Source organism: Erythrobacter sp. SDW2 (assembly GCF_021431965.1).
GTDB lineage: Bacteria > Pseudomonadota > Alphaproteobacteria > Sphingomonadales > Sphingomonadaceae > Parerythrobacter.
Genome location: NZ_CP090370.1, coordinates 24455 through 43577, shown reverse-complemented (window position 1 = coordinate 43577; position 19123 = coordinate 24455). Strand labels below are relative to the sequence as shown.

Genomic DNA, 19123 nt, shown 5'->3' with positions numbered 1-19123 from the left:
GTAAGCGGAAATTTGCGTTGCGGATCGCTACCGATGCGATAGGCTGCTTGGCAATAGAATAGCGAGAGAGGAATCACCATGCCCGCCATCAATGTCCCCCAGCCCGCCTTCATGGAAGACGAGGAAATCGCGATTTTCGCCGACGCGGTGGGCAAGTTCTATCAGCAGCACGCCCCGGAAAAGCGCATCCTGAAGTGGCGCGAGGACGGCCAGGTCGAGCGTGAATTCTGGCGCGAGGCGGGCCAGGCAGGGCTGCTCGGCGTGTCGGTGCCGACCGAATATGGCGGCCACGGCGGCGACTTCCGGCATGACATGGTGGTGATCGACCAGCAGGCCAGGCACGGCGTCGAAGGCTTCGCTGCGAGCCTGCACAACACGGTCATCCTGCCCTACCTCGTCCGCCACGGGACCGAGGAGCAGAAGCAGAAATACTTGCCCAAGCTGGTCACCGGCGAACTGGTCAGCGCCATCGCCATGACCGAGCCGGGCGTGGGCTCGGACCTGCAGAGCGTCACCACCACGGCATTGAAGGACGGCAATGGCTACCGCATAAACGGGGCCAAGACCTATATCTCCAACGGCCAGACCGCCGACTTCATCATCGTCGTCGCCAAGACCGACCCCAGCGAGCGGGCCAAGGGCATTTCGCTGATGCTGCTGGAGACCGAAGGGGCCGAGGGTTTCCAGCGCGGCAAGAAGCTCGACAAGATCGGGCTCGATGCGTCGGACACCTCGGAACTGTTCTTCGACGATGTCTTCGTGCCGGCGGAAAACGTGCTCGGCGGGGTCGAGGGCAAGGGCTTCTACCAGCTGATGGGCGAGCTGCCGCAGGAGCGCCTGATCATCGCCATGGGCGCGATGACGGGGATCGAGAAGGCGCTGGAAACCACGCTCGAATACACCAAGAGCCGCAAGGCTTTCGGCCAGACCATCTGGGACTTCCAGAACACCCAGTTCGTGATGGCCGACCTGACCGCGCGGGCGACCGCGGCGCGGGTGTTCGTCAACGACTGCATCGCGCGCCATTTGAAGGGCGAGCTCGACGTCGCCACCGCCTGCATGGCGAAGTACTGGGTCACCGAACTGCAGGGCGAAGTGGTCGACAAGTGCCTGCAGTTCCACGGCGGCGCGGGCTTTATCAACGACTACCCGATTGCCCGCATGTACCGCGACAGCCGCATCACCCGCATCTTCGGCGGTTCCAACGAAGTGATGAAGATGGTGATCGCCCGCTCGCTCTGACATTGCTGCCGCGCTCTTGACCTGGTCACGGGCGCGGCGCAGTCTCGTTGCATAACAGTACGCATGCAGGGGGAGAGGACATGCGCAAGAGGACAATCGCCGCCGGGGTCGCGGCTGTGGCGCTTGCAGGGGGCGCAGCATGGTATGTCGGCGTGTTCACGCCGCGGGCCAGCGCCGAGCAGGCCGGCAACGGCGAGGACACGGTCGAACTGGCCGAGTATCCTGACCGGGTCTATTGGGGCGACACCCATCTCCACACCGACAATTCGATCGACGCCTTCGGCTTCGGGGTTCGCATCGGGCCGGAGGAAGCGCTGCGCTTTGCCAAGGGCGAAAAGGTCAAAGCGACCACCGGGCTCGATGCCCAGCTCGCCCGGCCGCTCGATTTTCTGGTCATTGCCGACCATTCGGACGGGCTCGGCGCGACCAAGCGGCTGATGAACGCCCCGCGTGCGCTGGTGCGCGATCCGACGCTGCGGCGCTGGCAGGCGATGCTGCGTGAAGGCGGGCAATCCTCGCAGCGCGCCATAGCCGAGCTGATCACCGCAGCCGCCGACAACACGCTGCCCGAGGCACTGCGCGATCCCGAGACCCAGCGTGAAGGGACGACGGAGATCTGGCAGGAGAACCTGCGGCTGGTCGATCTCTACAACCAGCCGGGCACCTTCACCGCCTTTGCCGGGTTCGAATGGACGCTCATGCCCGACGGCAACAATCTCCACCGCGTGGTGATGTTCCGCGACGGCGCGCCGACCATCGGCGACACCCTGCCCTTCGCCGGGATCGGCACCGAGGTCGATGCGCTGTGGGATTATCTCGAGGCTTACGAGAAAGGCACCGGCGGGCAGGCGCTGGCCATTCCGCACAATTCGAACCTTTCCAACGGGCTGATGTTCGAGCTGACCGGCCCGGACGGGCAGCCGATGTCGGAAGCCTATGCGACCAGGCGGGCGCGGTGGGAACCGGTGGTCGAGATCACCCAGATCAAGGGCGACAGCGAGACGCATTCGTTCCTTTCGCCCAATGACGAATTCGCCGGCTATGGCGACTGGGGCTGGGATCTCGGCAATCTGCCGCTGACGGCGGCGAGCACGCCCGACATGTATGCCGGCAGCTATGTCCGCGAAGCGCTCAAGCGCGGGCTCTCGGTCGAGCAGCGGCTGGGGGTCAATCCCTACCGTTTCGGCCTGATCGGCTCGACCGATTCGCACACCGGGCTGGCGACGGCGGACGAGGACAATTTCTTCGGCAAGCACACCGGCAATGAACCGCAGAAGGGCCGGTCGATCGAGCCGCAGAATCTCGGCACGCGCGAGGGGAGGTTCGGCTGGAACTATCTCGCCAGCGGCTATGCCGCCGCCTGGGCGCGGGCCAACACACGGGCGGAAATCTTCGACGCGTTCAAGCGCCGCGAGGTCTATGCCACCACCGGCACGCGGATGAGCGTGCGGGTGTTCGGCGGATTTGGCTTCGACGACAGCAGCTTCGGCAAGGACTGGGTCAAGACCGGCTATGCCGGGGGTGTGCCGATGGGCGGGGTGCTCAACGACTCTGGCACTGCGCCGCGCTTCATGATCGAGGCGCTGAAGGATCCCGAGGGGGCCAATCTCGACCGGGTGCAAGTGGTCAAGGGCTGGGTCGATGCGGCGGGGAACACACAGGAGAAAGTCTTCGACGTGGTGTGGTCGGATGCGGCCAAGCGGCCGCTGACGGGGGGCAAGGTGCCGGCGGTCGGCAATACCGTCGATGAAGCCAAAGCGAGCTACACCAACACCATCGGCGCGGCGCAATTGCGCACGCTGTGGACCGATCCCGACTACCAGCCGGGGCAGCGGGCGTTCTACTATGTCCGCGTGCTGGAGATCCCGACCCCGCGCTGGGTGCTGTTCGATGCGCTGCGCTTCGGGGTCAAGCTGGGGCCGGAGGTCGTCAAGACCGAGCAGGAGCGGGCCTATACCTCGCCGATCTGGCTGTTGCCCAAGGCGAATTGATGGTCCTTGCTGACAGGTTGCGCACCGTCCTGCGCGAGCCGCTCGTGCATTTCCTGATCGGCGGGGCGCTGATCTTCGCCTTCTTCGCCTGGCGCGGGGAGGAAGCCGATCCCGCCAGCCGCGTGATCGACGTGACCCGCGAAGTGCAGGCGCAGATTGCGCTCGATTACGAGCGGAGCATGCAGCGGCCGCCGACCGATGCCGAGCTGGCCGCGCTGACCGAACGCTGGGTGCGCGAAGAGGTGCTGTATCGCGAGGCGCTGCGGCTCGGCTTCGATGCGGGGGATCCGGTGGTGCGGCGGCGGCTGGCGAAGAAGATGGATTTTCTCGCGACCTCCTCCGCCGAAGCGGCGGAGCCGAGCGAGGCCGAGCTGGAGCAATGGTACCGCACCAATGCGGCGCGCTATGCCAGCGATCTGCGGCTGAGCTTCGACCAGGTCTATTTCGCGGCGCGGCCCGATGCGGGGGCAGTGCTGCCCGGACTGCGGCGAGACTGGCAAGGCGCGGGTGAGCCGGCCTCGCTCCCTGACAGCGTCGAGGCGCGCGAGAAGGCGCAGGTTGCGGCGCAATTCGGGGCGGATTTTGCCAGTAAGCTGGTCAGCATGACGCCGGATGGGCGCTGGCAGGGGCCGATCGCGTCCGGGGTCGGCTGGCATTTCGTTCGCCTGCGCAAGATGGAGCCGGGACGGGTGCCCGAACTCGCCGCCAGCCGTCAGCGGGTGATCGAGGACTGGCGGCTCGCCACCGCGCGCGAGCGGGAGGAGGCGGCATACCGGCTGCTGCGGGAAGCCTATACGGTGAAGATCGAGAAGTGAGCCGGCGGTTGTTTGCCATTCTGGCACTGGCCATGGCTGCGCCCGCAGCGGCTGACGAGCTGCGCCCCGGCTATATCGAATTCGCCCAGCAATCCGCGCGCGATTGGACGCTGAACTGGAAGCAGCCGCTCGCCGCGCCCGGTCCGGCGGCGCTGGTGGTGCCGGTCCTGCCCACGGGCTGCGCGCTGGCGGGCGAACCGGTCAAACGCAGCCTGCCGAGCGCGCTGATCGGATCGGCGGAAGTGACATGCGCGGGCGCGGTCGACGGCGGGCGCGTCGGACTGGAAGCCATTCTGGGAGGCGGCGATGTCATGCTGCGGGTCGCGCCGCTGTACCGCCCGGTGCAGAGCTTCCGGCTGACGGCAACCGAGCCCTTGGCCACCATCGCTGCCAAGCCGTCGAGCTGGCAGGTCTGGCAAAGCTACTTCGTGCTCGGGGTCGCGCATATCCTCGAGGGCTGGGACCATTTGCTGTTCGTGATCGCGCTGGTGCTGCTGGTGCGGCGCGGCTGGGCGGTGGCCAAGGCGGTGACGGCCTTTACCGTGGCGCATTCGCTGACGCTGGCGGGGGTCTCGCTGGGGCTTCTTGGACTGCCGGGAAGGCCGGTCGAAGCGGTGATCGCGCTCAGCATCGTGTTGCTGGCGATGGAGACCGCGAGAGGCGATCAGTCCAGCTTCACCCGCCGCTGGCCCTGGGTGGTGGCTTTCCTGTTCGGGCTGATCCACGGCTTCGGCTTCGCCGGGGCCTTGCGCGCAATCGGCCTGCCCGAAGGCGAGGTTCCGGCGGCGCTGGTGTCGTTCAACCTCGGGGTCGAGGCGGGGCAGCTCGCGGTGGTGCTGGCGGTGCTGCTGGTGCTGGAAGGGGTCAGGCGCCTGCGCGAGGCTGCGCTTGCTCCTACGATCCGCACCGCCAGCTATGCCATCGGCGTGACCGGCAGTTACTGGCTGATCGACCGGCTGGTGGGCTGAGTCTCGCCGCCGAGCGCCTGCCAAAGCACCACGCGCGCCCGTTCCGCCTGCCCGCGGGCGATCGCCACCCGCTCGCCGCTGGCATCGGCGCTGCGGCGCGCTTCGAGCACAGTGAGGAAGTCGGACAGGCCCGCGCGGTAGCGGGTGTCGGCGAGCTTGGCCGCGCGTTCGGCGCTGGCGAATTCGCGCTCGGCAGCGGCGAGCTGGTTGTCGGCGGCGGCGACCAGGCCGTAGCCGGCCTCGGCATCGCCCAGCGCCGTAAACACGGCATTACGGTAGCCCGCAAAGGCGAGCTTCTTGCCCGCTGCCGAGGCCTCGATCTCGGCCTCGATCCGGCCGAAGTCGAACAGCGGGGCGAGCAGGCTGCCGCCAACCGAGCCGACCACGGCGTCCTCGTCGAACAGATCGCCCAGATCGAACGCCAGCAGGCCGAGCGCTGCCGACAATGTCAGCTGCGGGAAACGCCGCGCCGCGCTGGCGGCCAGCTCGGCGTCGGAGGCGCGCAATTGCGCCTCGGCGGCGAGCACATCGGGCCGGTTGGCGAGCAATTGGCTCGGCAGCGAGGCAGGGGCCGCAGGCTGCGCCGGGGCCGGGGCGGGCTGGAGCAGCGCCTCGCGCACCTTCTGCCCGCTTTGCCCGGTCAGCGTCACCAACCGCCCGAGCAGCCGGGCGCGTTCGCTGGCCAGCGCGGCAATGCGGCTGCGGCTCGCCTCGGCCGCGCTTTCGGCGCGGACCCGGTCGAAGCCCGGAGCGATCCCGGCGCGCTCGCGCGATCCGGCCAGCCGGGCGAGTTCTTCGGCGGCCGAAAGGTCGGCCTCGAGCGCCTGCTGGCGCGCATCGAGCGTGCGCCAGTCGATCACGGTCCCGGCGATCTCCGCCAGCAGCGCGTTGCGCACCCCCCCCGCCTCGGCATCGGCGGCGTCGATCCGGGCCAGCGCAGCGCGTTCCTGTGCCCGCAGCCGCCCGAACAGGTCAGGGTCCCAGCTGGCGCGCAGATTGGCGCCGTAGCTCACCCTTTCCGTATCGAGCGCGATCCCGGCGGGCAGATTGGCCCCGAACTGGCTGGGGCTGGTGCGGCTGCCGGTGACGGAGGCATCGCCCGACAGGCTGGGCAAGCGATTGGCTCCGGCCCCGGCGGCCTGCGACCGAACTTGCTCGATGCGGGCGGCGGCCTGCGCCAAGGTTGGCGCATCGGCAAGGGCGAGGGCAGCGAGGTCCTGATAGGCAGGGTCTCCGGTCGGCAGCAAGCTTGCCACTGATGCACCGGTCGGCGCATCGGGCGCATAGGCGAATTCGAGTGGAAGCACCGGCGGGGCGGTGTCGATCACCGGCGGCGGGCCGGCAACACAGGCGCCCAGCGCCAGCGCGGCGGCCAGGGGGAGGGAGAGGGAGAGGGGCAGCGAGCGCATGGTCACTTGGCTTCCGCCGGCTTGGCACCTGTTTTGCGCGCCGGAATGAAGGCATCGACCTGCTGGCCGACCCGGAACAGCGGGTCTTCGCCTTCCTTCGGCGCGGGCAGTTCGTAAATCACCTGCAGCACGCGGACATCGACCCGCTCCTGCGCGCTGTTGGTGAGCGAGCGCTTGGGGATCACCAGCGGTTCGGCGCGGACGAATTTCGCCCGCACCTGCCGGTCGGCGGCTCCGCGCGGGGAAACGATGGCTTCTTCGCCCATGGCAAGGCGCGGGGCCTGGTCCTCGTCGATATCGATGCGGATGTTGAGCGGGCGGGTCTGACCCATCTCGATAAAGGCCGCACTGCCGCCGCCCATGGTCGAGAGATACTCGCCGGGGCGGATATTCACGCTCAGGATTTCCCCCGCCATCGGCGCGCGTACGGTGGCCCGGCCGATCTCGGTGCTGGCGAGCGAAGCGCTGGCCTGGGCGGCTTCGAGCCGGGCGCGGGCCAGCCCCAGCCTTGTGCGGGCGGCATTGGCTTCGCCCTCCGCGCGGATCACTTCGGCGCGGCTGACGGCGGCGGGATCGTCGACGCTGCGATAAAGCGCGAGCTGCTGGCTGGCGGTAGACAGCGCGCTTTGCGCTTCGGCAATGGCGGCGCGGGCCTCGCCGATGGCAGCATTGGCCTGCGCCAGCTGCGCCCGCAGGCTGCGAGTGTCGACCGTGAACAGCGGCTGGCCCTGCTCGACATAGTCCCCCGGACGGACATTGAGCTGCATCACCAGCCCCGACAGCGCCGTGCCGATCTGCACCACCTCGCTCGACGGCTCGACCACACCCGCCCCGGCGACACGGTTGGCATCGGCCAGCTCCCCGGTCGCCCGAGGCGGCTCGCGTTCGGGCTCGTCAAGCTCACGGTCGGGCAGGCGACCGGCGATGAAGAAGGCGGCGATGGCCAGTCCGATCACTGCGAGGATCGGCAGGCCCATGCGCGAGAAGCTGAAATTGCGAAGGTTGAAAGCCATTTCGAGAGGTTCCTAGTGGCCGCTCGGCATTTCGGTGCCGTCGTGGGTAATGCGTCCGTCTTCCAGCTGGATGATCCGGTCGGCGAGGTCGAAGATGCGGTTGTCGTGGGTCACGATGATGCAAGCGCGGTCCGGCGCGACCGCCACCTCGCGCAGCAGGTCCATCACCCGCCGGCCCGAACTGGCATCGAGCGCGGCGGTCGGCTCGTCGCAGACCACCAGCCGCGGTTCGTGGACCAGCGCGCGGGCGATGGCGACGCGCTGCTGCTGGCCGCCTGAAAGCTGGTTGGGCAGCTTGTCGGCTTGGTTGCCGATGTTCAGCCGCTCGAGCATGACGCGGGCCTTCTCGCGCGCTTCGTGCCGGTCCATGCCCTGCGCGATCAGCGGCACGGCCGCATTGGAGGCGGCGTCTATCGAGGGGATGAGGTTGTACTGCTGGAAGATGAAGCCGATGTTCTGCAGGCGGAACTTGACCAGCTCGGTATCGGTCAGCGAATAGATGTCGGTCCCGAACACCTTCACCTCGCCCAGCGTGGGATAGAGGATCCCGCACATGATCGAGATCAGCGTGGTCTTGCCCGATCCGCTCTCGCCGACGACGAAGGTCATCTCGCCGGCGCGGATATCGGCATCGATCCCGTGCAGAACGGTGATGGTCTGTTGGCCCGCCTTGAAGTCGCGCGTCACCCCGCGGGTGCAGATCGCCGCTTCGGGATTGCAGCCGCCGATGGCAGTGGTGTCCATGAGGGTCGCCATTATCTGAATACCGACGCGGGTTCGGTCTTGAACACGCTGCGCAGGGCGAGGGTGCCCGTGATGGCGAGGATCACCACCACGGCGGCGAGGCTGATCAGCGGGATCTGCCAGGGGATATAAAAGCCCTTGAAGAAAGGATTGCCGCTGAAGGCCCACATGAAGCCGACCGTGCCCAGCACGCCCAGGCCATAGCCGATGAAGCCGACCAGTCCGGCCTGGGTCGCCACCATCCGCAGGATGCGGGCATTGGTCACGCCGATCGCTTTGAGCGCCCCGAACTGCTTGATGTTGTCGCGGATGAACAGGCTGAAGGTCAGCCCGACGATGGCCACGCCGACGACGAAACCAAGCACCACGGTGATGCCGAAATTGGTCGGGATGCCAGTGTTCTGGATGATGAAATCGACCCCGGCGCGGGCGAATTCGTCGCGGGTTTCGGCCTTGAGCCCGGTCTCGCGCTCGATCCGGTCGGCAACCTCGGCAGCGGTCTGGCCCTCGGAGACGCCGGCCAGCACGAAGCTGAGCCGGTTACGCGTGCCGGGGACATAGCGCAGCGCCTGGCTGTATTTGGTATAGAGCGTGACCTGGCTGGTGAAGCTGGGGATCGAATCGGCGATGCCGCGGATCACCGCCCGCTGGTCATTGAGCTCAAGCCGCTCGCCGACGGGATCGACATCGGCACCGAACATGTTGATCGTGCCGACATCGTCGATGATCACGCTGTCGGGCTGTGACAGCACATCGATGCTGCCTTCCTTCATCCGCTTGGGCAGGCCGATCAGCGTGGCGTCGTCGACCCCGATGATCGCCACGCCCTCCAGGTCGCCGTCCTTGGTCCGGACCGAGGCGGCGGCGCGCAGATGCGGCACGGCCCAGTCGACCCCGGGGACGCCGCGGACCTTGTCGAGCGCGGTGGTGGGCATGGGATAGGCGACTTCAGTGGTGCGGCTGACCGGGTCCATTACCCACACCTCGGCCTCGCCGACATTGTAGGTCCCGCTCGCCCCGCGCTCGATCAGGTTGACGAAGATCGTCAGCTGCTGGGTGATGAGCAGGGTGGAAAAGGCGATCCCGAACACCAACCCGTAGAACTTCTGGCGGTCGCCGGTCAGCATGCGGATGGCAATCCAGAGCATCGGCGGGGGAACCTTTGCGGCCGGCGGGGGTTGCCGATTCGAGTGGCACCCGCCATTATTGAACGGTCGCGTTTAATTGAACGGAGTCGTTCACTTTGTCAACACCGCCTGAATCCGGTATGGCCGAACCCCGAATCGGCCGTCCTGTCGACGAGGCGAAGCGCGAGGCCATTCTCGATGCGGCGGTGCGCAGCTTCTTCGATTCCGGGTTTGCCGCGACCTCGATCGAACAGGTCGCGCTGGACGCCGGGGTCTCCAAGGTCACGATCTACAATCATTTCAAGGACAAGCGCGGCCTGTTCACGGCGTCGGTCGAACGCCAGTGCGACCAGATGCGCGGCGCCTTCAGCCTCGAAGGTATCGCGCCCGGCAGCCTGCGCGAACGCCTGACGGCGATTGGCGAAACCATGGTCGCATTCTTGTCGCGGCCCGAGATGATCCAGTTCGAACGGCGAATCGCCGCCGAGACCGAGCACGAGCCGGTGGTGGGCGAGACCTTCCTCGCCGCGGGCCCGCACCGGATGAAGGCGGGATTTGCCATGCTCCTCAGGGCCATGCAGGATGCAGGCGAAGTGGAGATCGACGACCACATGCTGGCGGCCGAACAATTCGCCTCCATGTGCAAGGGGATGGGCGATCTCGACCGCCGGTTCGGCCTGCCGGGCGACCCGGAGCGAGACCGGCAGCGGATTGAAAGCGCGGTCGAGGTGTTCTGCGCCGCATATGCTGCACGGAAAGATGGCAATAAGTCTGATCGAATTTCCGATGCACCCCGGACGATGGGTTAGCTTGCCATTCACCTGCGCGCGCTTACATTGGACATTGCGAAAGGACACTTTGCACGATGAGCGACCAGAACAGCCCGCAGGAACCCGGACAGGGCGGACCCAACCCCTGGATCAAGAGCCTGATGATGTGGGGCGGGATTTTCCTCGCCCTGCTGCTGGTGGTGTCGATGTTCGGCGGAACGGCCGCGACCCCTGGCAGCCAGATCAGCTATTCGGATTTCCGGGGCAAGGTGGCTGAAGGCGAGGTCAAGTCGGTCCAGATTGCGCCTGACGAGATCACCGGCACTTTCACCGACGGCAAGCCGTTCACGGCCGTGCGGGTAGAGGGTGATGAAAGCCTGACCAAGCTGCTCGACGATAATGGCGTCGAGTACGCCGGGCAGCAGCCCGAACAGACGAATATTCTGCTCGTCATCCTGATCCAGTCGCTGCCGTTCCTGCTCATCCTCGGCATCGCTTTCTTTGCCCTGCGCCAGGTGCAAAAGGGTGGTGGAGCCGGCGGAGCGATGGGCTTCGGCAAGTCCAAGGCCAAGCTGCTGACCGAAAAGCAGGGCAAGGTCACCTTTGCCGATGTCGCGGGCATCGACGAAGCGCGCGAGGAACTGGAGGAAATCGTCGAGTTCCTGCGCGATCCGCAGCGCTTCTCCAAGCTCGGCGGCCAAATCCCGAAGGGCGCGCTGCTGGTCGGCTCGCCCGGCACCGGAAAGACCTTGCTCGCCCGCGCCATCGCGGGTGAGGCAGGCGTCCCGTTCTTCACTATCTCCGGCTCGGATTTCGTCGAAATGTTCGTCGGCGTGGGCGCCAGCCGGGTGCGCGACATGTTCGAACAGGCGAAGAAGAACGCGCCCTGCATCGTCTTCATCGACGAAATCGACGCGGTCGGCCGCTCGCGCGGCCACGGCCTCGGCAATTCCAACGACGAACGCGAGCAGACGCTCAACCAGCTGCTGGTCGAGATGGACGGCTTCGAGGCCAACGAAGGCATCATCATCATCGCCGCCACCAACCGGCCCGATGTGCTCGACCCGGCCCTGCTGCGCCCGGGCCGGTTCGACCGCCAGGTGGTGGTGCCGGTGCCCGATATCGACGGACGCGAGAAGATCCTTGGCGTGCACATGAAGAAGGTCCCGCTGGCACCCGACGTCAACCCGCGCACCATTGCGCGCGGCACGCCGGGCTTCTCTGGCGCGGACCTCGCCAACCTCGTCAACGAAGCCGCGCTGCTGGCCGCGCGCCGCAACAAGCGGCTGGTGGCGATGCAGGAATTCGAGGACGCCAAGGACAAGGTCATGATGGGCGCCGAACGCCGCAGCATGGTCATGACCGAGGAAGAGAAGAAGATGACCGCCTATCACGAGGCCGGCCATGCATTGGTTTCGATCAATGAGCCGGCATCGGATCCGATCCACAAGGCGACGATCATTCCGCGCGGCCGCGCGCTGGGTATGGTAATGCGCCTGCCGGAGCGGGACAATTACTCGTACCACCGCGACAAGATGCACGCGAACCTCGCAGTGGCGATGGGCGGGCGCGTGGCGGAAGAGATCATCTTCGGCCACGACAAGGTGTCGAGCGGGGCATCGGGCGATATCCAGTATGCGACCGACCTGGCCCGCAACATGGTCACCAAATGGGGCATGTCGGACAAGCTCGGGCCGCTGCAGTACGAGGCGAGCCAAGAGGGCTATCTCGGCATGGGCGCGACCCAGCGGACCATGGCCGGGGCCGATACCAACAAGCTGATCGATGCCGAGATCAAGAATCTGGTCGAGGGGGGTCTGAAGCGCGCGACCGAAGTGCTGACCAGCCAGGAGGACAAGCTCCACCTGCTCGCTCAGGCGCTGCTCGAATACGAAACGCTGACCGGCGAGGAAATCAACCAGCTGCTCAAGGACGGCAAGCTCGATCGGCCCGACCAGCCGCGTGGCCCGACCATCGCTGCGCCGGTTGCAGGCGCGACCGTACCCAAGGCCGGCAAGAAATTCGGCGGCGGCGCGGCTCCGCAAGGCGCATAATGTCGACGGCGGGCGGGGCCCTTGCTCCGCCCGCTGCAACCGCTAGACGGAGCGGCAATGACCCCCGCTTTCGGCCTCAACCCTCGACATGACATTGCGGCGCTGAAAGCCGAATTCGCGCGCTTCGGCGTCCTGTCGATCCCGGATATCCTGACCCCCGAAACCGCCGACTGGCTGCACAGCCTGCTGCGCAGCCGCGAGGACTGGAAGCAGTCGATCGCCTCGGGCAACTCGCTGGTCGAGCTCGACCGCCCGACCCGCGCGGCGATGAGCCCGCAGCAGAAGGCCGAGCTCGACAACGCCGTCTACGGCTCGGCCCGGACGCAGTTCCAGTTCCGCTACGAGACCCTGCGGGTACCGGACGATGATGCCGGGCGCGCTGCAAGCAGCGATCCCCTCGCCGCCTTCGCCCGCTGGTGGTCCCACGGCGAACCGCGCGATTTCCTGCGCGAAGTGATGAGCCTGCCGCAGATCGACTTCGCCGACTTGCAGGCGACCGCCTATTCGCCGGGCGATTTCCTCACCGGTCATACCGATGACGTCGACGGCAAGGGGCGGCTGGCAGCCTATGTGCTGGGCCTGACGCCCAAATGGGCGGTCGAATGGGGCGGGATGCTGGCGTTCCATGACGAGGCGGCCAACCGCGTGCTGGCGCTGCCGCCGGCCTTCAATCGGCTCAACCTGTTCAGGGTCCCCCGCCTCCACAGCGTCACCGAAGTGACCCGGATCGCGCCCTATCGGCGCTATGCGCTGACCGGCTGGCTACGGCAGGGAACGCCCTGAACCCGACCGCCTAGAACGCGCCCAGCAGCAACAGCGCCTGCAGGAACAGGATCACGATGATCCAGATGAACAGGCTTAGCGCCATCAGCCTCCAGAACGCTGAAAAGCGCGACAGGCCATAGGTGCCCCGCAACTGCTTGTAGAGATGGATCGGCGGAATGATCGCCAGCGCGGCGAAAGCCCAGAACTGCAGCCCGAACGCCACCCCCAGCACCGACAGGGTGATGAACAGCAGCGACATGAAGCTGAGCGAATAGGTCACGAAGATCGCGTGGTCATAGGCCTTGTACTGCCGCCGCCACAGGAACAGCAGCCACACGAAGGGGATCGACAGCGGGATCAGCAGCCAGCTGAATTTGTAGCTGTTGTTCTGCAGCTTGTAGAGCATCAGTTCGGGGTGCTCTTGCCACTTCTTTACCAGCCCTTCGTCGAGCGACTTGATGCCGGTGAGGTTGAAGTTGGTATTGAAGCTATCCCCGACGTCGAGTTTGTCGGCCTTGCCCAAGGCTGCGCGAGCTTCGGCTATGTCAGCCAGCTCTTTCTCCGCCTCAGCGCGTTCCGGGGCGTCTGGAGCCATCGCGCCAAGTTCGGCTTCCTGCTTCGCTTGCGCGGCATCCAGTTGCGCTCCACCCTTGGCTGCGATGGCCTTGAGATTGCCGTCGGTGTTGATGTCTGTCGGCGTGGTGATGCCCAGCGCCTGGAACACCGCGAACATCATGAAGACCGAGAACAGGAACATCGCCATCGGGCTGACGTGGCGGGCGCGTTTGCCTTCGATATATTCGCGGGTCAGCCTGCCCGGCTTGAACACCAGCTTGGGCAACGTCTCCCACAGCTTGCCGTCGAGATGCAGCACGCCGTGGACCAGGTCGTGCATTATGCCCGAGATGCTTCGATGGATATGCGCCTTCTGGCCGCATTCATGACAGAAATGGCCTGTCAACGCGGTGCCGCAATTGAGGCACTCGCCGCCGGGCTCGCCGTCGCGGGGCACAACCGCGCCGCGCTGGACGCCCGCGGAACGCGCAAGCAGCCCGCCTTCGCCCGCTGTGCCCAGCGCTTCACCTATCTCGCTCATGGGGCCTCCCTGCCTGCGCCTGCCAGTATAGTGGCGCGCAGGGCAGGCGCAACGCGGCAAGGCTTGCAATAGACGGATGGCAGGACGACGTAGCAACCATGGAGCTGTTCGGCCTCGATGCACCCCTGGTGTCCTTCGCCATCATTGCGGCGGTGTTCCTGCTCTTTGCAGGGATCGAGCTGGCTGTGCCCTTCCGCCAGCTGAGCCAGCCCAAGCCGCAGCGCTGGGTGACGAACCTCGTGCTGTTTGCGATCGATACGCTGGCAGTGCGGCTGCTGGTGCCCGGCGCGATGCTGGGCGCGGCGGTGCTCGCCGCAGAGCGTGGATGGGGGCTGTTCCACGCCATGAGCGTCCCGCCATGGCTTGCGGTGGCGCTGACCGTGCTTGCGCTCGATCTCGCGCTGTGGGTGCAGCACTGGGCGACCCACCGCGTGCCCCTCCTGTGGCGGATGCACCGTGTCCACCATGCCGATCGCGATTTCGATGTCACGACTGCCGCGCGGTTCCACCCGTTCGAGATCGTGCTGTCGATGCTGTACAAGATGGCCGTGGTGATCGCGCTCGGCGCGCCGGTGCTGGCGGTGTTCCTGTTCGAAGTGTTGTTCACCGCTGCGACGCTGTTCAACCATTCCAACACGCGGCTGCCACCTGCCGTGGAAAGACCGGTGCGCCTCCTTCTTGTCACGCCCGATATGCACCGCATCCACCACTCCGCCCGTGTGCCGGAGACCAACAGCAATTACGGCACGCTTTTGCCTTGGTGGGATCGCTTGCTGGGGACTTATGTCTCCGAGCCGCAGGCCGGGCAGGAAGGGCTGACCATCGGCCTCGATCGCTGGCAGGACGACCAGCCGCGCAGGCTTGGTTTCAGCTTGCGGATGCCGTTCCTGCCGGGCGCGCAGGATTAGCTATTTGGCGGCGAGCTTGCGCTCGATCGCAGTCCACAGTTTCTTGAACGCTTGCGCGCCCGGGCTGGCAGGGGCGAAGGCACCCACCGGCATCTGCCGCACGGCGCATTGCTCGATGGCCGAGGATTGCGGGATTGCGGGCCATTTCGCATTCGCTTCGCGCGCCGCCTTGTGCAGGCTCCGGCGCATGTCGAGCATGGACAGCACCGGCAGGATCGGCGGATGGCCCGCACCGTGCGACTGCACTTCCTCGACCACCATCTCGAACGCGCGGGCCGACAGCGGCGAGGGTGGGATCGGCACGATCACCAGGTCTGCCGCGCGCACCACCTGTGCGCTCAGTTCGTTGAGCACCGGTGGGCAGTCGAAAATGATCCGGTCATAGCGCTTGGAAAGCGCCGCCGTCAGCTTGGCCACCCGCTTCTTCTTGCCGATACCGAGCAACTGCGCATCAAGCGCGCGGATGGATTCATCGGCCGGCAGCAGGTCGAGCCGCGGGACCCCGGTCTTGCGGATCAGCTTGGCCGGATCGGTTTCGAGACTGAAAATGCTGTCGGCGCTGCGCTTCTTCCTGGCATCGACCCCCAGCAGGAAACCGGCCCCGCCCGATGCGTCGAGATCCCATAGCAGGGTCTCGCGCTTGGAGATTGCCGCGGCGCACCATGCGAGGTTCGCGGCCATGGTCGTTTTCCCGACCCCGCCCTTGACGCTGTACACTGCCACCACTGCCATGGCGTTCGATGCTCTCCCTGTTTCCACGCGACACCTAGATGCCAAGCGTGACACTTATGCGTCACGCCTGCCCCCGCGTCATGGCACAAAAAAAGCCGCCCCGAAGCGGGACGGCTCCTCTTGTGGTTCCGATCGCCCGATCAGTCGGCGAAATCGCTGCCGAGCGAGTTCGAGCGGGTCGGCGCCGAGGCGGTGATCCGCAGCGCTTCGGCCGACTGGCTGAGCGAGCCGACTTCGTCGAACTCGTCATCGTCGTCCGGCAGGATCTTCTGCAGATTGGTGATGACCGCCTCCTTCAGATCGGCGGGACGGATGGTCTCTTCCGCGATTTCGCGCAGCGCCACGACAGGGTTTTTGTCGCGGTCGCGATCGATGGTCAGCTCCGCGCCGCCCGAGATTTCACGGGCACGCTCGGCCGCGAGCAGGACGAGATCGAAACGGTTGGGAACCTTGTCGACGCAATCTTCGACAGTAACGCGCGCCATGGGGGCACTCCGAAAACTTGTGTTTCTGGGAAAGTGCGGCAGTTAGGGATGTGACGGGCACGAGTCAAGGAATTGCGCGTTGGAGCAATGACCGATCGTAGGGAAGGAGCAAGGATAGTGGATGCCGTCGCCGAGCCATGCGCACATGACTATCCGGTCCCCTTCGCGATTTCCGCCCACGACCACGAGTTCGAGTTCCTGCCGGACGGGGTCCACCGCTTCGACGCCCTGCTGGCGATGATCGAGCGCGCGAGGCGCTCGCTCGACATGTTCTACTACATGTTCCAGGACGATCCGGCCGGACGGATCGTGCTCGAGGCGCTGGTCAAGGCGCAGAACCGCGGGGTCCGGGTCCACCTGCTGGTCGATTGCTTCGGCACCGATGCAAAGGAGGAGTTCTTCCGGCCGCTGGTCGAGGCGGGCGGGCGCTTCGCCGTTTTCAACCCGCGCTGGAACGTGCGCTACCTGATCCGCAACCACCAGAAGATGACCATCGTCGATCGCGAGCTGGCGGTGCTGGGCGGGTTCAATATCTCCGAACATTATTTCCAGCCGCCCGAGGAAAACGGCTGGGCGGACCTGGGCGTGGTGGTCAAGGGGCCGGTGGTCAAGGATCTCTGCCGCTGGTTCGGCGCGCTGTCGGACTGGACCGAGAACCGCGACCAGCAGTACCGCGCCATCCGCAACATGGTGCGCGACTGGGACCCGGGCGATGGTCCGGTGCAGTTCCTCGTGGGCGGCCCGACGCGCATTCCCAGCAGCTGGAACCGGGCGGTGAAGCGGGACCTTGTCGAAGGCAGCCGGCTCGACATGGTGATGGCCTATTTCTCGCCCCCGCGCAGCTACCGGCGGCTGCTGCGCAAGCTGGCCAGGCGGGGCAAGGCGCGGCTGGTGATGGCGGGCAAGTCCGACAACGGGGCGACCATCGCCGCCGCCCGCGCCACCTATGGCGCATTGATGCGGGCGCAGGCGGAGGTCTATGAATTCCAGCCCTGCAAGCTGCACATGAAGCTGATCGTGATCGACGACGTGACCTATTTCGGCAGTGCCAATTTCGACCATCGCTCGATCCGCATCAACATGGAACTGATGGTCCGGGTCGAAAGCGCCGAGCTGGCGGACAAGGTCCGCTGCATGGTCGATACCATGGTCGAGGATTCGCTGGAGATCACACCGAAAATCCACAACCGCCGCCGCGGCCTGCTGGGCGGGCTGCAATGGCTGCTGGGGTGGATGCTGGTTTCGGTGATCGATTATACCGTAGCGCGCCGGCTCAATGCGGGGCTGTAGCAGCCGCATCGCATAATCGAATCGCACAATATCCGTTCGGGCTTGGGTTCGGGTCCGGCGGGCCGTGTAGCGAACCCCTACTCGATCCCCCACTCCGAATAGTCCTTGTAGTTGGGCGAGGTGAACTTGGTGATGTCGCTCTGGAAATGGAGCGGGACATTGCCGGTCGAGCCGTGCCGCTGCTTGGCGATGATCAGCGTCGCCTTGCCCACCAGCTGTTCATACTTCTCTTCCCAGGTCCGGTACTTCTCCTCGACATCGGGCGGCGAGCTGCCGTCGGGCGTGTCGGGCTTGACCAGCATATGGTAATAGTCCGAGCGGAAGATGAACCACACCATGTCGGCGTCCTGCTCGATCGAGCCCGATTCGCGCAGGTCCGAAAGCATCGGGCGCTTGTCCTCGCGCTGTTCGACCGCGCGGCTGAGCTGCGACAGCGCGATCACCGGAACCTCGAGTTCCTTGGCGAGCGTCTTGAGCCCGCGGCTGATTTCGGAGATTTCGTTGACGCGGTTGTCGTTGGCGCGGCCCGAACCCTGCAACAGCTGCAAATAGTCGACCACGATCAGCCCGATCCCGTGTCGCCGCTTCAGCCGCCGCGCACGGGCGCGCAAGCCGGCGATGGTCAATGCCGGGGTGTCGTCGATATAGAGCGGCAGTTCGGCCAGCCGCTGGCTCGCCATGGCGAGCTGTTGGAACTCGTCGCGGCTCATCTTGCCGCTGCGCAAGGATTCGGACGATATCTCCGCTTGTTCGGCCAGGATACGGGTGGCCAGCTGGTCGGCGCTCATTTCCAGGCTGAAGAAAGCGACCGGCGCGCCATAGTTGAACTCGCCCCCGTCGCGCTGCCACTTGAGGTGCTCCTCGGCGCAGTTGAAGGCGATGTTGGTGGCGAGCGAGGTCTTGCCCATGCCGGGCCGCCCGGCGAGGATGATGAGGTCGGAATCGTGCAGGCCAGCGGTCTTCTTGTCGATCACATCGAGCCCGGTGGTCTTGCCCGACAGGCCGCCGCCGGAATTCATCGCCTTCTCGACCATGCGGATCGCGGTCATCGCCGCGTCGCGGAAATCCTTGGCCTCGTTGCCGCTGCTCGCGCCTTCGGCCACCTTGTAGAGCGCGCCTTCGGCCATCTCGATCTGGCGCAGCGGCTCGACTTCCACGGACGTGTCGAGCGCGCCCTCGACCAGCGTGCGGCCCACGGTCACCAGCTCGCGCAGCAGCGCCAGGTCGTAGATCTGCTGGGCCAGGTCGCGCGCCGCGAGCAGCCCTTGCCCGTCTGCGGTCAGCTTGGCGAGATAGGTCGTGCCGCCCAGCTCGCGCAGTTCCTCGTCGCCGTCGAAATAGGGCTTCAAAGTCACCGGGCTCGCGGTGGCGCTGCGGTCGAGCAGGGTCAGGATGCGGTCATAGATGCGCTGGTGGATCGAAGCGAAGAAATGGTCGGGCCGGATGGCGATGGGCAAATCCTCGACCACCCGGTTGTCGATCAGCACCGCGCCGAGGAACGCCGCCTCGGCCTCGACATTGGCCGGCAGGCTGCGCCCTTGCGGTTCCTGCGCCGTGTCGATTGCGGTGCGGATGAGGAGGTCCTGATCGTCCATCCGCGCTGAATGCGCAGGGTCCGCGACGTTGCGCAAGTGCCACTTTGCATCGCTCGGTTGTGGATAGTGGGGATGAGTGCGCAAGGCGCTTGCCCCGGCTCGCGAAAATCTGCGAAAGC

General features: G+C 66.1%; 17 protein-coding genes. 9 read left to right on the top strand and 8 right to left on the bottom strand.

The features are described from left to right. Window positions 1-78: 78 nt before the first annotated feature. The 4 genes from LY632_RS00240 to LY632_RS00225 all read left to right on the top strand — a co-directional run bounded on the left by LY632_RS00240 (window position 79) and on the right by LY632_RS00225 (window position 5016). Window positions 79-1242 carry an acyl-CoA dehydrogenase family protein gene (locus tag LY632_RS00240; RefSeq protein ID WP_234091824.1) on the top strand — a complete coding sequence of 388 codons (1164 nt, stop codon included), beginning with the start codon at window positions 79-81 and terminating at the stop codon, window positions 1240-1242. A gap of 80 nt (window positions 1243-1322) precedes the next feature. After that, window positions 1323-3233, top strand: coding sequence for a DUF3604 domain-containing protein (locus LY632_RS00235; RefSeq protein ID WP_234091823.1), 1911 nt, complete (start codon window positions 1323-1325; stop codon window positions 3231-3233). After that, complete coding sequence (locus LY632_RS00230; RefSeq protein WP_234091822.1) at window positions 3233-4048, top strand: peptidyl-prolyl cis-trans isomerase; 816 nt, start codon at window positions 3233-3235, stop codon at window positions 4046-4048. Before LY632_RS00235 ends, LY632_RS00230 begins: the two co-directional genes overlap by 1 nt. Next, entirely contained in the window at window positions 4045-5016 is a 972-nt protein-coding gene (locus LY632_RS00225) for a HupE/UreJ family protein (RefSeq protein ID WP_234091821.1), read from the top strand. The genes LY632_RS00230 and LY632_RS00225 overlap by 4 nt, the downstream gene beginning before the upstream one ends. Here the strand turns inward: LY632_RS00225 and LY632_RS00220 are convergent. The 4 genes from LY632_RS00220 to LY632_RS00205 are packed head-to-tail and all read right to left on the bottom strand — an operon-like array spanning window position 4986 to window position 9330. Beyond that, window positions 4986-6425: an efflux transporter outer membrane subunit gene (locus LY632_RS00220; RefSeq protein WP_234091820.1), complete on the bottom strand. Its 1440-nt coding sequence runs from the start codon at window positions 6423-6425 to the stop codon at window positions 4986-4988. The genes LY632_RS00225 and LY632_RS00220 overlap by 31 nt on opposite strands. A gap of 2 nt (window positions 6426-6427) precedes the next feature. Beyond that, entirely contained in the window at window positions 6428-7438 is a 1011-nt protein-coding gene (locus tag LY632_RS00215; protein ID WP_234091819.1) for an efflux RND transporter periplasmic adaptor subunit, read from the bottom strand. A 12-nt stretch (window positions 7439-7450) separates the two neighbouring features. Then, on the bottom strand, window positions 7451-8194 hold the full coding sequence (locus tag LY632_RS00210; protein WP_234091818.1) for an ABC transporter ATP-binding protein: 744 nt from the start codon (window positions 8192-8194) through the stop codon (window positions 7451-7453). Further along, a complete protein-coding gene (locus tag LY632_RS00205; RefSeq protein ID WP_234091817.1) occupies window positions 8194-9330 on the bottom strand; it encodes an ABC transporter permease in 1137 nt (378 codons plus the stop codon). Before LY632_RS00205 ends, LY632_RS00210 begins: the two co-directional genes overlap by 1 nt. A gap of 119 nt (window positions 9331-9449) precedes the next feature. Here LY632_RS00205 and LY632_RS00200 point away from each other — a divergent pair, with 119 nt between their 5' ends. The 3 genes from LY632_RS00200 to LY632_RS00190 are packed head-to-tail and all read left to right on the top strand — an operon-like array spanning window position 9450 to window position 12916. Beyond that, entirely contained in the window at window positions 9450-10118 is a 669-nt protein-coding gene (locus tag LY632_RS00200) for a TetR/AcrR family transcriptional regulator (RefSeq protein ID WP_234091816.1), read from the top strand. Between the two features lie 56 nt (window positions 10119-10174). After that, entirely contained in the window at window positions 10175-12133 is a 1959-nt protein-coding gene (gene ftsH / locus LY632_RS00195; protein ID WP_234091815.1) for an ATP-dependent zinc metalloprotease FtsH, read from the top strand. A 57-nt stretch (window positions 12134-12190) separates the two neighbouring features. Beyond that, a complete protein-coding gene (locus LY632_RS00190) occupies window positions 12191-12916 on the top strand; it encodes a 2OG-Fe(II) oxygenase family protein (RefSeq protein WP_234091814.1) in 726 nt (241 codons plus the stop codon). A gap of 10 nt (window positions 12917-12926) precedes the next feature. Here the strand turns inward: LY632_RS00190 and LY632_RS00185 are convergent, their stop codons facing one another. Beyond that, window positions 12927-13994, bottom strand: a complete 1068-nt coding sequence (locus tag LY632_RS00185) for a DUF3667 domain-containing protein (RefSeq protein WP_234091813.1) — start codon at window positions 13992-13994, stop codon at window positions 12927-12929. 98 nt (window positions 13995-14092) lie between these two features. Here LY632_RS00185 and LY632_RS00180 point away from each other — a divergent pair, with 98 nt between their 5' ends. Further along, window positions 14093-14902, top strand: a complete 810-nt coding sequence (locus LY632_RS00180) for a sterol desaturase family protein (RefSeq protein WP_234091812.1) — start codon at window positions 14093-14095, stop codon at window positions 14900-14902. Here the strand turns inward: LY632_RS00180 and LY632_RS00175 are convergent, their stop codons facing one another. Both LY632_RS00175 and rpoZ read right to left on the bottom strand, forming a co-directional pair. Then, window positions 14903-15634: a ParA family protein gene (locus LY632_RS00175; protein WP_234093264.1), complete on the bottom strand. Its 732-nt coding sequence runs from the start codon at window positions 15632-15634 to the stop codon at window positions 14903-14905. A gap of 140 nt (window positions 15635-15774) precedes the next feature. Continuing rightward, complete coding sequence (rpoZ, locus tag LY632_RS00170) at window positions 15775-16119, bottom strand: DNA-directed RNA polymerase subunit omega (RefSeq protein WP_234091811.1); 345 nt, start codon at window positions 16117-16119, stop codon at window positions 15775-15777. 87 nt (window positions 16120-16206) lie between these two features. On the opposite strand from rpoZ, the gene LY632_RS00165 reads away from it, so the two are divergent. Continuing rightward, window positions 16207-17409: a phosphatidylserine/phosphatidylglycerophosphate/cardiolipin synthase family protein gene (locus tag LY632_RS00165; protein ID WP_234091810.1), complete on the top strand. Its 1203-nt coding sequence runs from the start codon at window positions 16207-16209 to the stop codon at window positions 17407-17409. A gap of 77 nt (window positions 17410-17486) precedes the next feature. On the opposite strand, the gene LY632_RS00160 is transcribed toward LY632_RS00165, so the two are convergent. After that, a complete protein-coding gene (locus tag LY632_RS00160) occupies window positions 17487-19004 on the bottom strand; it encodes a replicative DNA helicase (RefSeq protein WP_234091809.1) in 1518 nt (505 codons plus the stop codon). Between the last annotated feature and the right edge of the window lie 119 nt (window positions 19005-19123).